General features: G+C 64.2%; 12 protein-coding genes. 7 read left to right on the forward strand and 5 right to left on the reverse strand.

Features of this window, described 5'->3' with window-relative positions; genetic code table 11:
• Positions 1–230 precede the first annotated feature (230 nt).
• Together mgtE and ACR2J1_RS04650 are read left to right on the forward strand one after the other, a co-directional pair.
• The gene (gene mgtE, locus ACR2J1_RS04645) at positions 231–1,610 is read left to right on the forward strand and encodes a magnesium transporter (protein WP_434018175.1); all 1,380 of its coding nucleotides are present in this window, start codon (positions 231–233) and stop codon (positions 1,608–1,610) included.
• 17 nt (positions 1,611–1,627) lie between these two features.
• Positions 1,628–2,524, forward strand: coding sequence for a YdcF family protein (locus tag ACR2J1_RS04650; protein ID WP_434018176.1), 897 nt, complete (start codon positions 1,628–1,630; stop codon positions 2,522–2,524).
• Here the strand turns inward: ACR2J1_RS04650 and ACR2J1_RS04655 are convergent.
• The 3 genes from ACR2J1_RS04655 to bufA2 form a co-directional block, all read right to left on the reverse strand.
• The gene (locus ACR2J1_RS04655) at positions 2,475–3,257 is read right to left on the reverse strand and encodes an HvfC/BufC family peptide modification chaperone (RefSeq protein ID WP_434018177.1); all 783 of its coding nucleotides are present in this window, start codon (positions 3,255–3,257) and stop codon (positions 2,475–2,477) included. The genes ACR2J1_RS04650 and ACR2J1_RS04655 overlap by 50 nt on opposite strands.
• Complete coding sequence (gene bufB, locus ACR2J1_RS04660) at positions 3,254–4,108, reverse strand: MNIO family bufferin maturase (RefSeq protein ID WP_434018178.1); 855 nt, start codon at positions 4,106–4,108, stop codon at positions 3,254–3,256. The genes ACR2J1_RS04655 and bufB overlap by 4 nt, the downstream gene beginning before the upstream one ends.
• A gap of 65 nt (positions 4,109–4,173) precedes the next feature.
• On the reverse strand, positions 4,174–4,434 hold the full coding sequence (bufA2, locus tag ACR2J1_RS04665) for a BufA2 family periplasmic bufferin-type metallophore (protein WP_434018179.1): 261 nt from the start codon (positions 4,432–4,434) through the stop codon (positions 4,174–4,176).
• A 218-nt stretch (positions 4,435–4,652) separates the two neighbouring features.
• Here bufA2 and ACR2J1_RS04670 point away from each other — a divergent pair, with 218 nt between their 5' ends.
• Together ACR2J1_RS04670 and ACR2J1_RS04675 are read left to right on the forward strand one after the other, a co-directional pair.
• Complete coding sequence (locus tag ACR2J1_RS04670; protein ID WP_434018180.1) at positions 4,653–5,486, forward strand: universal stress protein; 834 nt, start codon at positions 4,653–4,655, stop codon at positions 5,484–5,486.
• Positions 5,487–5,493: 7 nt separating this feature from the next.
• A complete protein-coding gene (locus tag ACR2J1_RS04675) occupies positions 5,494–5,937 on the forward strand; it encodes a DUF1489 family protein (protein WP_434018181.1) in 444 nt (147 codons plus the stop codon).
• Positions 5,938–5,939: 2 nt separating this feature from the next.
• On the opposite strand, the gene panC is transcribed toward ACR2J1_RS04675, so the two are convergent.
• Positions 5,940–6,794 (reverse strand): pantoate--beta-alanine ligase, encoded by an 855-nt coding sequence (panC, locus tag ACR2J1_RS04680; RefSeq protein ID WP_434018182.1) that lies wholly within the window; start codon positions 6,792–6,794, stop codon positions 5,940–5,942.
• Between the two features lie 148 nt (positions 6,795–6,942).
• Between panC and putA the strand changes: the two genes are divergently transcribed.
• Genes putA through ACR2J1_RS04695 form a run of 3 tightly spaced genes read left to right on the forward strand, consistent with a single transcriptional unit; the run spans position 6,943 to position 11,653 of the window.
• On the forward strand, positions 6,943–10,122 hold the full coding sequence (gene putA, locus ACR2J1_RS04685; protein WP_434018183.1) for a bifunctional proline dehydrogenase/L-glutamate gamma-semialdehyde dehydrogenase PutA: 3,180 nt from the start codon (positions 6,943–6,945) through the stop codon (positions 10,120–10,122).
• Positions 10,123–10,159: 37 nt separating this feature from the next.
• Positions 10,160–10,927 (forward strand): VWA domain-containing protein, encoded by a 768-nt coding sequence (locus ACR2J1_RS04690; protein ID WP_434018184.1) that lies wholly within the window; start codon positions 10,160–10,162, stop codon positions 10,925–10,927.
• Positions 10,928–10,936: 9 nt separating this feature from the next.
• The gene (locus tag ACR2J1_RS04695; RefSeq protein ID WP_434018185.1) at positions 10,937–11,653 is read left to right on the forward strand and encodes a DnaJ domain-containing protein; all 717 of its coding nucleotides are present in this window, start codon (positions 10,937–10,939) and stop codon (positions 11,651–11,653) included.
• A 9-nt stretch (positions 11,654–11,662) separates the two neighbouring features.
• Here the strand turns inward: ACR2J1_RS04695 and ACR2J1_RS04700 are convergent.
• A partial coding sequence (locus ACR2J1_RS04700; RefSeq protein WP_434018186.1) for an SPOR domain-containing protein occupies positions 11,663–12,789 on the reverse strand: 1,127 nt, incomplete at its 5' end.

A 12,789-nucleotide genomic window follows, 5' to 3' on the forward strand; every position in this document is an offset into this window, starting at 1 on the left:
CTCTCGACCGCACCACTTTCCTAAACCTGTCGCACAAGGCGTTTCGCCTTCCGCGGCGGGAGCCTTTTTGGGCTGGAATTTCTGTTCCAACCAGCGTTTAGTTCTCTTATGTCGTGCCTGTGTTTGCAGGCCGGAAGCGGCAATCCGCTCGCCTCCTTGGGCGTCGGTGCCCGCTCTCGGGACGCGGCCTTTCCCGCCTGAAGCTGTCAAAACGGCGATCGGACTTTTCGATGCAGGACGCCGCGAGTGAAGTTCAGCTCCGCGACGAAGAGGGCGCGCTGCGCTCCGATTTCCTGCATGCCGTACAGGCTGCCCTCGATGAGGGTGACGCTGAAAAATCCCGGGACCTCACGCTTAAGCTCCACGAGGCGGACCTTGCCGATCTGATCCAGCTGCTGCGGCCGGATCAGCGCGCGCCCTTTATCAGCATGCTCGGTCACGAGTTCAACGCGGCCGCGCTCTCCGAGCTCGACGAGGGCGTGCGCGATCAGGTGCTCGACACGCTGCCAAACCAGCAGGTCGCAGATGCCCTGCAGCAGCTCGACTCCGACGAAGCGGTCTACCTGATCGAGAATCTCGACAAGGAAGATCAGTCCGACATTCTCGCCAAGCTGCCGTCGTTCGAACGCGCCAACCTCGAGCGCAGCCTCGAATACCCGGAAGACTCCGCCGGGCGCATCATGCAGACCGACCTGATCGCGGTGCCGCCGTTCTGGTCGGTCGGGCAGACTATCGACTATATGCGCGACTCGCAGGAGCTTCCGGATCGCTTTTACGAAATCTTCGTCGTCGATCCCGCCTTCCATCTGATCGGCTCGGTCGCGCTTGACCGCCTGCTCCGTTCAAAGCGCCCGATCAATATCGATACGATCACGGAACGAGACATTCGCCCCATTCCTGTCGAATCCGATCAGGAGGAAGTGGCGCGACAGTTCGAGCGCTACAATCTCACTTCGGCACCCGTGATCGACGAGGGCCGGCGCCTGGTCGGCGTCATCACCGCCGACGACGTTGTGGAGGTCATTCAGGAAGAAGCCTCGGAGGACATTCTGCGCATGGGTGGCGTCGCTGGCGAATCGGTCTCCGACCCCGTCTGGCAAACGACGAAGCGCCGCTTCACCTGGTTGCTCGTGAACCTCGCGACCGCCATTCTTGCCTCGGCGGTGATCAGCATGTTTGATGCGACCATTGAGCAGATGGTGGCGCTTGCGGTGCTGATGCCTATTGTGGCGTCGATGGGGGGCAATGCGGGGACTCAGACCATGACCGTGGCGGTGCGCGCGCTCGCCACGCAGGACCTCGGATCGGTGAATGCCGCGCGTGTCATCGGACGTGAGGCTGCAGTCGGCGTTCTGAATGGCCTCGTCTTCGCGGCCATCATGGGCACCATCGTGGTGTTGTGGTTCGGCGATACCCCGCTCGGGCTCGTCATCGCCGCCGCGATGATCGTCAATCTCATCATCGCGGCACTGGCGGGTATCCTCATTCCCCTCGCGCTCGATGCCCTCGATCTCGATCCGGCCATTGCCTCGGGCGTGTTCGTCACCACCGTCACCGACGTGGTCGGCTTCTTCGCCTTTCTCGGGCTTGCCGCGATGTGGCTGGTGTAGGGGCGCTTCGAGGCACGATGTTCTTCTACGCCGCCAAAGTGCTGTGGTTTCTGTTGCAGCCCTCGACGCTGATCGCGCTTCTGATCGGCTACGGCTCGGTCCTGATCTGGACCGGCTGGGCACGGTGGGGCCGGCGCTTTGTCAGTGCCGGCGCGGTGCTCCTGCTGGTGGCGGGGCTGTCGCCGCTCGGCAATGCTCTCATTCTTCCCCTCGAGGATCGCTTCCCGCGCACCAATCTCGACGCGGAGCCTGCGCCGTCAGGCTTCATCGTGCTTGGTGGCGCGGAGGATCGTTTGGTCGGTCAGGCGCGCGGAGCGCCAACGCTGAACGAAGCCGGCGAGCGGATGCTGGAAGCCGCGATACTGGCGCGCCTGTTTCCGCAAGCCAAGATCGCGTTCTCCGGGGGCGACGCCGGTCTCCTCTATAAATCCGATAGCGAAGCCGCGGGCGCGGGCGCTCTCTTGACGGAGCTGGGCATCCTGCGTGACCAGCTCATTCTCGAAGCCAACGCGCGCGACACCTATGAAAATGCCGTGTTTCTTAAGTCCGAGCTCGAAAAGCGTGGCGCGCTCGGGAACGGAAAGCGCTGGCTGCTCATCACCTCGGCCTATCACATGCCCCGCGCCATGGGCGTGTTTCGCGAGGCGGGGCTCGCGGTCGAGCCGTGGCCGGTGGATTACCGCACGCGCGGGCCTGCCGATCTCACGCGTCCCTTCGACAAGGTGTCGGAAGGGTTACGGCGTGTGGATGTCGCAGCGCGGGAATGGGTGGGGCTGTTCGCGTATTGGGTGAGCGCGCGATCCGACGCGCTACTGCCAGCGCCGCTGGCCACCAATCTCGGCTGCGATTTGGTGCGGCCCGGCGCTACCGAGGCTGGAGGTTCGCCAGCATCCCCATGTCGACCCAACTCTTGAGATAGGACGCGGCGCGGAGTTCGGCGCCATCCTCGCCGCCAAAGGTCACGACCATCTCGCACAGGGCGCCGAAGCGGACGCCCTTGGCAGCTTCGTTCCACATCATGGCTTCCTCTGCGGCGAAAGGTCGGAACCGCGCCATGACGTCTTGCCGCCAGACGAGCACCACTATCGGCTCCGCCAGCGCGCGCAATTTGGGGGGTGCAGTCTCGGCCTTCAACGCGGACCAGATGTCCACGGCGTTGGTCGCAAAGCTCAGACGGATCGCGGTGGGATGTGGCCGGAGTTCGAGGGCGGGCCAATCCTCCGGTGTCAGCGCGGCAAGGTGGAGAACGCTGAGGGGCTCGGCGTTGGGGCCATCGAAGGCGTCGTTCAAAGCCTTCTCCAGCGCGGCGAGCTCCGCCACCTCCGGATGGCCGGCATAGACAGGAGTCTGGCGCAAATAATCCGGGAGGTGACGGCCAAACCAGCGGGCGTTGCGCTGATCGGAAGGATGCGCACCGACATAGGCCTTGGCGAGCTGAGCGAAGTCGGCATCGCCCATATAAGCGTGAAGCTGCTCGTAATCGGCTGCCAGAACCTCCGCGAGCCTTGCGACATAAGCGTGACGATAGACGCCGAACAGGACCTCGCGGTCTTCGCTGGCGCTGTCATTGACCTCGGCCAGGATCGTATCGTCGCCAGCAAGGATGCCGCGCTGGAAGGTTTCCTGTAACTCCTTGAGCGTGCTCATTCCGCGGCGTCGAGACGGGAATTCGCCAAAACGTCCTGCGCGATCTCCCGCGCATGGTTAAGCTCGTCCACGAGTTCAGCGAGCGGCGGAATGTTGTCGTCGCGCTCGATCATGGTCGAGACCGGGCCGAAATGCGCGACGGTCTCGCGATAGAAGTCCCAGACCTCGTCGCAGACGGGATGGTCGTGAGTGTCGATGATATGGCTTTCTTCGTGACTGTGACCAGCGACGTGGAATTGCACGATGCGGTCGCGCGGAACCCCGTGCAGGAAGTCGTTGGTCGAAAAGCCGTGATTGAAGGCGCTGACATAGACATTGTTGACGTCGAACAGGAGCCAGCAATCGGCGCGCCGCGCCACCTCGCTCACGAACTCCCACTCCGTCATCTCCGACTGGCCGAAGGTGACGTAGCTTGACACGTTCTCCAGGGTGAGGCGGCGGCCGAGGAAATCCTGCACCTTGCCGACGCGGTCTACCACATGGTCAAGCGCTTCTTGGGTGTATGGCACCGGGAGGAGATCGTGCAGGTTTACGCCGTGCACGCCGGTCCAGCAGAGATGATCGGAGATCCATTTCGGATTGACGCGCTCGGCGAGGTCTTTCAGTCCGCGCAAATAGTCCATGTCGAGCGGCGACATGGAGGCGATGGAGAGCGAGACGCCATGCATCACGATCGGGTAGCGCTCACGAATCTGATCGAGGATGCGCAAGGGCTGGCCGCCCGGGATCATGTAGTTCTCGGAGATCACCTCGAACCAATCGACGGCAGGGGCGCCGTCGAGAATCTCGGCATAGTGCTGCGCCCGAAGGCCCAATCCGAACCCCAGAAAGGGTGGTTTCACGCTGGTCATTTCTTCCACTCCTCCTGCATTGCGGGCAGCCGGCCGCTCGAATGGCGGCCGGCTATCGTTGAGCCTTATGACTTCTCAAACTGGCCGTTCTGAGCCTTGCAATTCACGTCGGTCATGGCGAGCCAGCCTTGGCCCTTACATGCATTGTGGCCCTTGCAGTCATTTTTTGCGCTTTTGCATGCGCCATGGCCCTTACAGCCGTTGACACCGAAGCAGCGGCCCTGGATTTCCGCGGCGTTGACGGCGCTGATCAGGGTTGCGCCTCCGATGATTAGGGCGGCGGCGGTCATGGCAATGCTAGCACCGGACTTTGCGTTGAGTTTCATCTTCCTCTCCTATGCAGGTTGCTTGGCAATTCGTGGCGCGAAGCCACGGTCGACCTATACTCCTGATTGAGCTCGGCCTTTTGTCACTCCTGTTCAAAGCCCCGTGACGCGTGCAGCACGGGCGGTCACCGACGCGTCATCGCGCGGCGCGGATAAGAACCGGAGGCGTTGGGAGCGGAAGAGCGGCGGGCTAAGATCGAGGCGGGAAGAGGGGGAGCATGAGCATCAAGGATATGGTCGTGCATGTGGATGGCGCGGAGGCCACGAGGGCCCGTGCGGCGTTTGCCATCGCTCTCGCCAAGGCGCATGACGCTCACCTGGTCGGCATCGCATTCGCTCCCACCGCGCTTCTCCCGCTCTATGGCCCGGATGTCGGTTTTGCGGACATGGCGGAAGTCATGGCGAGCGTGAAGACGCAAAGCGAAGCCGCTCTCAAGGCATTTCAAGAGCGTGCGGAGCTCGAGGGCATCAAGGCCGAAGGGCGGCTCGTGCAGTGCGTCAGCGACGAGTTCCCGGAAGACTTTGCGATGTGCGCGCGTAACTTCGATATCGTCATTCTGGGGCAGCCGCGCGACGGCGATCCCCTGATCGGGCAATACGCCCTGGTCGAGCGCTGCCTGTTCGCTTCAGGCCGCCCCGTCATCATCGTGCCCGCGGTGCCTGCCAATAGCGGTTTGAAAACGATCGTGGCCGCTTGGGACGGCAGCGCGGAAGCCGCACGGGCGTTCAACGATGCGCTGATCTTCATGAAGCCTGCAATGCGTGTCGTGCTCCTGGTCGCATCCTCCATCGCGCAAGCCTCGGACACCGAAATTCCGACGACCGACATCGTCGCGCATTTGCGGCGTCACGGCGTGACGGCGGAGGTGATGCAGGTGAACGCGCGGGATGCCGAGATCGGCAGGATCCTTCTCACCACATGCCGGGAGCTTCAAGCCGACATGATAGTGATGGGCGCGTTCCATCATTCGCGCTTGCGGCAATATATTCTCGGCGGCGTGACGCTTACGATGCTGGAGCAGGCCACCACGCCCTTGTTTCTCGCCCATTGAGCTCGCGATGACGGTGCATTTGATAAAGCTCTGCGTCGGGGTCGAGACCGTGCAGGACCTTGCGGATTGGCAAGAGAAGCGGCTGAAAAGTCTTGTCCGCGCAGGCAAGTCCGCCGAACTTTGCCACCGCACCCGGCAGACGCCGAAGCGCCGGGACGAGGTCTTGGATGGCGGTTCGCTCTATTGGGTGATCAAGGGCTTCGTGCTTGTGCGCCAGCGTGTCGTCGATCTCCGCCCAGATCGGAAGGACGACGGCACGGCGTGTTGCGGCATTGTGCTGGATCGCGAGCTTGTGACCACGCGGCCGCATCCAAGGCGCGCCTTCCAGGGCTGGCGCTATCTCGATGCTGCGGATGCGGCGGCAGACACGCGAGGCGCGGCGGCGGTAGAGGGTGACATACCGCCAGGCATGCGCGAGGAGTTGCGCGAGCTTCGCCTCATCGACTGCTAGGCTCAGCGCGAAGGGACCGGAACGTTATCGATGAGCCGCGTCCGGCCGAGATGCACAGCCGCCAGGACGCGGGCGCGCTTCACGGGGCCCGACAGCGGGCGCAGCGTGTCGGGATCGCGCACCGCCACGTAGTCGACGCGAAAGCCTTCCGCCTCCAGCTTGAAGCGGCCGGCAAGAGCGGCGTCGTCAGCGCCCCGCCCGCGCTCCAGATCGGCGGCGACGTCGCGGATGGTCTGAAACAGAACCGGTGCACGTTTGCGCTCCTCGGGCGACAAATACGCGTTGCGGCTGGAAAGCGCGAGACCGTCCGCTTCGCGAATGACGGGACCTCCCACGATCTCGACCGGCATGTCGAGGTCGCGCACGAGCCGCCTCACCACCAGCAGCTGCTGATAGTCCTTCTCGCCGAACACGGCGATATCGGGGGCACACTGCATCAAGAGCTTGGCGACAATGCTGGCGACGCCGTCGAAATGATTGGGCCGCGCCGCGCCGCACAAATCGTCAGTGAGGTCGCCGACGCTCACTCTGGTGCTGTAGCTCGGAGGATACATCTCCGCCGCGTCCGGGACGTAAGCGAGAGCGGCGCCGGCATCCAAGAGCTTTGCCAAATCGCCTGCCTCGTCGCGCGGATAGAGCGCGAGGTCCTCTTTCGGGCCGAACTGAGCGGGATTGACGAAGACCGATGCAACGACCGCGTCTGCCTTGCTCTTGGCGAGCGCTACCAGGGACAGATGGCCTGCATGCAGCGCGCCCATGGTCGGGACGAGCGCAATGCTTTTTCCGGCATCGCGCCAGGCGGCGACGCGGTCCCTGAGGTCCGGGGCAGTCCTGGTAGTCGCAATGGATCGGGCCATGTCAGTCTCCGTTGCCTCCATGCCATCCCATGTCCGGCGGCCGGGCGCTACTCCACTCTCCGGTAGGGCTAATAATCTCTTTGGTTTCTGAGCCGGATCAAAGCGCGCAAGAGTGGTTGGGCGCGCTGCAAAGGATTAGATTCGCTGCATGGGCGAAGCCAAGCTCGATATCGGCCAAAGCGTCGTGATCCCGGACCGGCGCGGAATCAGCGCGAACCTGCTGGCCGAAGAGAAACCGTTAGTGGAAGGCCTCATCGCGCAGGCGCGCTTCCCCGATGATGAGCTGCGCCGCATTGAGACCGTCGCGCGCCGTCTCGTGCAGGCAGCGCGGGCGGGACGGGCTAATGCCGGCAGCGTCGATTCCTTCATGCATGAATATGGGCTTTCGAGCGGGGAGGGGGTGTTGCTGCTCTGCCTCGCGGAGGCACTGTTGCGCATTCCCGATGCCGCCACCGCCGACCGGCTCATCGCCGGCACCGTTGGCAGCGGCGACTGGTCGCGGCATCTCGGCCATTCCGACTCGCTTCTCGTCAATGCCTCGACCTTTGGCCTGATGTTGACCGGCCGCATCCTCGATGGGGACATGGGGAACGGCCGGGACACCGGCAACATGTTGCAGCGTCTCGTTGCAAAAAGTGGGGAGCCCTTCATCCGCCGGGCGCTCCGCCAAGCCATGCGCATCCTCGGCGGTCAGTTCGTGCTCGGGCAGACGATCGATGAGGCGCTGGCCAATGCCGAGCCCGAATCACGAAAGGGCTATCGTTTCTCCTTCGATATGCTCGGCGAGGCGGCCCGGACGGACGCGGACGCCTTGCGCCATGCAGCGCGCTACCACGAGGCCGCGGAGGCGATTGCTGATTGGGAGGGGCCGCCGACCGACCGGCATGAGGACGAGCTTCAGGAGCGCTCGGGCCTGTCGGTGAAACTGTCGGCGCTGCACCCGCGCTATCAGTCCTCACAAGCCTCGCTCCTGCGTAAAGAGCTGCTGCCGCGCCTCACAGAGCTTGCGCACACGATGCGTGACGCGTGGCTACCGATCACCATCGACGCCGAGGAGGCGGACCGGCTCGACCTCAGCCTCGGACTGTTCGAGGCTCTGCTGACCGATCCCGGCCTCAGGGGCTGGAATGGGCTCGGGCTCGCTATCCAGGCCTATAGCAAGCGGGTCATCCCGCTGATCGACTGGCTCGCCGCAATCGCCTCCGCCACGGGCCGGCGCATTCCGGTGCGGCTGGTCAAGGGCGCGTATTGGGACAGCGAGATCAAATGGGCGCAAGAGGCAGGCCTTGCGGACTATCCGGTGTTCACGCGCAAGGTGAATACTGACGTTGCCTATCTCGCCGCCGCGCGGGAGCTGCTCGCGCGGCCTGACTGCTTCTATCCGCAATTTGCGACCCACAACGCTCACAGTATCGCCGCCATCGACTTCATGGCCGGCGATCGGGCTTTCGAGTTTCAGCGCCTTTACGGCATGGGGGAGGCGTTGCACCGGGAGGTCGTCGATCCGCAGTCGCTCGGTAGGCCATGCCGCATCTATGCACCGGTCGGCGGCCACAAGGATCTGCTCGCCTATCTCGTGCGCAGGCTGCTTGAGAATGGCGCAAACACCTCCTTCGTCAACCGCTTGGCCGACGACGCCGCGCCGATCGAAGCCATCGTCGCCGATCCCTTCGAGAAAGCCGCCGCTCTCGCGGCGAACGCCAATCCATCCATCCCGGCGCCGCCGGATCTCTTCCAGCCCGGGAGGCGGAACAGCCTTGGTCTGCCGCTCTGGGACAAGGTCACTCGTGAGACGCTGGTGGCTTCGATCATTAAAGGGCTTGCGGAACCGGCGGAAGCCGCACCCATCGTGGCAGGGGAGATGCTGCGCGATGGAGAAGCGATCGAGATCAGGTCTCCGCACGATCGCCGGGCAGTGGTGGGCACGTGCCGCAAAGCGGATGCGGGGGCGGTCGATCGCGCGCTCACGGCTGCCACTGCGTCCTGCGCGGACTGGGACCGAAGAGGCGGCGCCGCGCGCGCCGCGATTCTGGAACGGGCGGCCGATCTGTTCGAGGCCGACCGTGCCAACCTGATGGGCCTCATGGTGCGCGAGGCCGGCAAGACGCTCGGCAACGCGCAGAGCGATTTGCGCGAGGCGGTCGACTTCCTGCGCTATTACGCGTCCGAAGCGCGGTGCAATTTCGCCGAGCCGCTTCGCCTCAAGGGCGCGACGGGCGAGACGAACGAACTCACCCTGCATGGCCGCGGCGTGTTTGCCTGCATCTCGCCTTGGAACTTTCCGCTCGCGATTTTCACCGGACAGGTGGCAGCAGCGCTTGGGGCGGGGAATGCGGTCGTGGCGAAGCCCGCCGAGCAGACCTCACTTGTCGCCGCGCGGGCGGTGACGCTGTTGCAACAGGCTGGTGTTCCCGGCGACGTGCTGCATCTCCTTCCGGGCAGCGGCGAGACCATCGGCGTGGCGCTGGTGCGGGATCCCCGCGTCAACGGCGTTGCCTTCACCGGCGGCACCGACACCGGCATCGCGATCAATCGCGCTCTTGCCGCGCGCGACGGGCCCATCGCGAGGCTGATCGCGGAGACCGGCGGCCTCAACGCCATGATCGCGGATTCGTCGGCGTTGGCGGAGCAGGTCGTGGACGGTGCGCTCGTTTCCGCCTTCGACAGCGCCGGTCAGCGCTGCTCAGCCTTGCGCGTTCTGTTCCTCCAGGAGGAGATTGCCGATGGCACCCTGGAGATGCTGCTCGGCGCGGCGCGAGAATTGAAGATCGGCGATCCGCTCGACTACGCGACCGATGTCGGGCCGGTGATCGATGCCCAAGCGAAGCACGAACTCGAGAAGCATAAGCGCGAGATGCGACACTCGCAGCGCGAGTTGCTCGATCTGCCGCTCGGCGATGCGCACGTGCACGGCACCTATGTCTCACCGGCGATCTACGCGATCTCCGGCCTGGACGTGCTCCAGCGGGAGGTATTCGGCCCCATCCTGCATGTCGTTCGGTATCAAGGCGACCATTTGGGTGCGGTCTGCGATGCCATCAATGCAAGCGGCTTCGGTCTGACCCTCGGCCTGCACACCCGGATCGAGGCGACCGCAGACTTCGTCGCTGCCAAGGTCAAGGTCGGCAATCTCTATGTGAACCGGAATCAGATCGGCGCGGTGGTCGGCGTGCAGCCCTTTGGCGGCGAGGGTTTATCGGGGAGCGGACCCAAATCCGGAGGACCGCATTACCTGCAAGCCTTCGCACTGGAACGGGTGCGTGCCACCGATGTGACCGCCTCCGGCGGCAACGCCAGCTTGCTCGCTGCCGGATCGGATGAGCTTTGAGCGCCCAGTGCCATTGCCGGGGGGCGGGCAAAGGACCATGTTTTACGTCGACGCAACCGTCTGGAGTGACAAGAGAATGCCGCCGCCCAAACCCCCGGCAAAGACTGAGCAACGCGATGTCGCTAGCGCCCGCTCTTCGAGCGCCGAGGTCGATGCTTTTATCGATCAGGTCAAAGGGCTCGGCCCGGTCGGCGAAGGACGCGGGCGGCTGATCTTTGCGATGGATGCGACCATGAGCCGCCAGCCGACCTGGGATATGGCGCTCGAGCTTCAAGCCGATATGTTCCGTGCCGTGAAGCAAGTCGGCGGCCTCGACGTGCAGCTCGTCTATTTCCGCGGTTTCAACGAGTGCCGGGCCAGCAAATGGGTCGCAAATCCGGATGCGCTGGCGGGACTGATGCGGCAGGTCGGTTGCCAGGGCGGCTACACGCAGATTCGCAAAGTGCTGGCGCATGCGCGTCGCGAGGCGCAGCGCGGCAAAGTCGGCGCGCTCGTCTATGTTGGCGACAGCATGGAGGAGAATATCGACGAATTGAGCCAGCGCGCTGGCGAGCTTGGCCTTCTGCGCGTTCCCGTCTTCCTGTTTCAGGAGGGGAGCGAGGCAAAGGCGCAACGCGCGTTCAAGGAGATCGCGCGGCTCACGCACGGCGCCTATTGTCGCTTTGACGCCGGCTCGGCACGGCAATTGCGCGAGCTGCTCGCCGCGGTCGCGGTCTATGCTGCGGGCGGGCGTCGCGCCTTGCAGGATCTGAGCGAGCAGGCGCAGGGCGGCGCTGCCACGCGTCTCCTCGAACAGCTCGGCTGACCAGCCTCCATGCCGTATTTCCTCGCCGGCCTTGCTCTGCTGCTGCTGCTGATCCTCGCCGCGCGTGGATTTGCCTCGGCCAGCCCGCAGCGTCTGACAGCGGCGTTGCGCAAGACCCTCGGAGGCTTGGCGCTAGCCGCCGCGGCCTTCCTCTTCATTCGCGGCGCTATTCCCCTCGCCATTCCGCTCGGCGTGTTCGGGCTTTCTCTCCTGGGAAAGGGCGTGCCCGGCTTCGGCAATCCGTTCGGCTCCGCGGATAAATCGCCGGGCCAGACTTCGAAAGTGCGCAGCGCAGGCCTCGAGATGGAGCTCGAACACGACACCGGGCACATGGAGGGGCGGTGCCTAAAGGGACGCTTCGCGGGGCGTTCGCTCTCGTCCTTGAGCAACACGGAGCTGATGAAATTGCTGGACGAATTGCGCGGCGGCGACGTTCAGGATTTGAGCTTGATGGAAGCCTATCTGCAGTGGCGCATGCCTGCTTGGCGCGACCAAGCCGCTGGCGGCGGTCCGAGAGCCGAGAAGCGCCGGCGGAGAGGGCGAACCGCGAGCATGAGCCTGGAGGAAGCGCGTGCCGTCCTGGGTGTGCCTCTAGGCGCCAGGGAGGACGAGATCCGCAAGGCGCATCGCATGCTGATGATGAAGATGCACCCCGACCAGGGCGGATCGAACTACCTCGCCGCCCGGATCAACGAGGCGAAGGAAGTTCTGCTGGGGCGCGCGTAGTGCCCACAGCTACTCGGCGCGCATCACGATGCAGTCGAGCGACAGTTTCTTCAGCACGGCGCAAGTATCGGCCGCCTTCGACTGCGTGAAACCGGCGAAGCGAGCCCGGTACCATTCGGAGCCATTCTTCTCGAAGCTCGCGGTGAAGGGCTGATAGCCGCTTAGGAGTTCCGGAGCACGCTGCTGCACCCTGCCGAGGCGATTCTCCGCGTCGGCTTGCGACATGAAGGCGCCCACCTGCACGTGGTAGTCGCCGCGGAATGCGGGAAGCCGAGGATTCGTTCGCGGCGGCGACGCAAGGCTCGCCCGAACGGGCTCCGCCGGCTCGCCGATATCGCCTTCTTCTGTATAGGCCACGTCCCTGGGAGCTTTTGTAGTTTTGGGCGCGGGCACCATTGAGGCCATGGCAAAGGTCGGCCGTCGCGGCGGAGATGGCGGCTGCGGACCGGGCTTCGCGGAGGCGACGAGAGCTCTCGCGCCGGGCTTCACAACCGCGGCCTTCGCGAAATGCTGGTCAAGGAGGGAACGCATCGCAGCATCGCGCTGGCTGCCCGTGCGGCCTCCGAGCACGACCCCGAGGAGGTGCTTGTTATCGCGTCGCACGGATGCCGTGAGGTTGAAGCCGCTGGCGCGGGTATATCCGGTCTTGATGCCGTCGGTACCCTTGTATCCGAAAAGCAGCTTGTTGTGGTTGCGCAGGCGTTGCCCCTTATACGTGTAATAACGGGCCTCGAAGACATCGTAATATTCCGGATAGTCGCGGATCACGTGCTGCGCGAGGAGCGCCATGTCGCGGGCGGTCGTGATCTGCTCCGGATCTGGCAGGCCCGAGGCATTGCGGAAAAGCGTGTTGCTCATGCCGAGGCTGCGGGCCTTCTGCGTCATAACGCGCGCGAAATTCGCCTCGGTGCCCGCTAGGTTCTCGGCAATCGTCGCGGCGGCATCGTTCGCGGATTTGGTGACCAACGCGTAGATCGCGTCCTTGACCTTGATGGTGCTTCCGGGCTTGAGGCCCAGTTTAGTTGGCGCTTGGCTTGCCGCGTGCGGGGTGACGACAAGCTCGGAGTCGAGCGTCATCGATCCCGCACGCAAGTACGAAAAGAGGACATAAAGCGTCATGATCTTGGTGAGCGACG

The sequence above is a fragment of the Methyloceanibacter sp. genome (genome assembly GCF_050999895.1).
Lineage (GTDB): Bacteria > Pseudomonadota > Alphaproteobacteria > Rhizobiales > Methyloligellaceae > Methyloceanibacter.

Excerpts from the sequence above, each read along its gene's own strand:
- mgtE (WP_434018175.1), top strand. The coding sequence starts at position 231 with ATGCAGGACGCCGCGAGTGAAGTTCAGCTCCGCGACGAAGAGGGCGCG.
- ACR2J1_RS04650 (WP_434018176.1), top strand. The coding sequence starts at position 1,628 with ATGTTCTTCTACGCCGCCAAAGTGCTGTGGTTTCTGTTGCAGCCCTCG.
- ACR2J1_RS04655 (WP_434018177.1), bottom strand. The coding sequence starts at position 3,257 with ATGAGCACGCTCAAGGAGTTACAGGAAACCTTCCAGCGCGGCATCCTT.
- bufB (WP_434018178.1), bottom strand. The coding sequence starts at position 4,108 with ATGACCAGCGTGAAACCACCCTTTCTGGGGTTCGGATTGGGCCTTCGG.
- bufA2 (WP_434018179.1), bottom strand. The coding sequence starts at position 4,434 with ATGAAACTCAACGCAAAGTCCGGTGCTAGCATTGCCATGACCGCCGCC.
- ACR2J1_RS04670 (WP_434018180.1), top strand. The coding sequence starts at position 4,653 with ATGAGCATCAAGGATATGGTCGTGCATGTGGATGGCGCGGAGGCCACG.
- ACR2J1_RS04675 (WP_434018181.1), top strand. The coding sequence starts at position 5,494 with ATGACGGTGCATTTGATAAAGCTCTGCGTCGGGGTCGAGACCGTGCAG.
- panC (WP_434018182.1), bottom strand. The coding sequence starts at position 6,794 with ATGGCCCGATCCATTGCGACTACCAGGACTGCCCCGGACCTCAGGGAC.
- putA (WP_434018183.1), top strand. The coding sequence starts at position 6,943 with ATGGGCGAAGCCAAGCTCGATATCGGCCAAAGCGTCGTGATCCCGGAC.
- ACR2J1_RS04690 (WP_434018184.1), top strand. The coding sequence starts at position 10,160 with ATGTTTTACGTCGACGCAACCGTCTGGAGTGACAAGAGAATGCCGCCG.
- ACR2J1_RS04695 (WP_434018185.1), top strand. The coding sequence starts at position 10,937 with ATGCCGTATTTCCTCGCCGGCCTTGCTCTGCTGCTGCTGCTGATCCTC.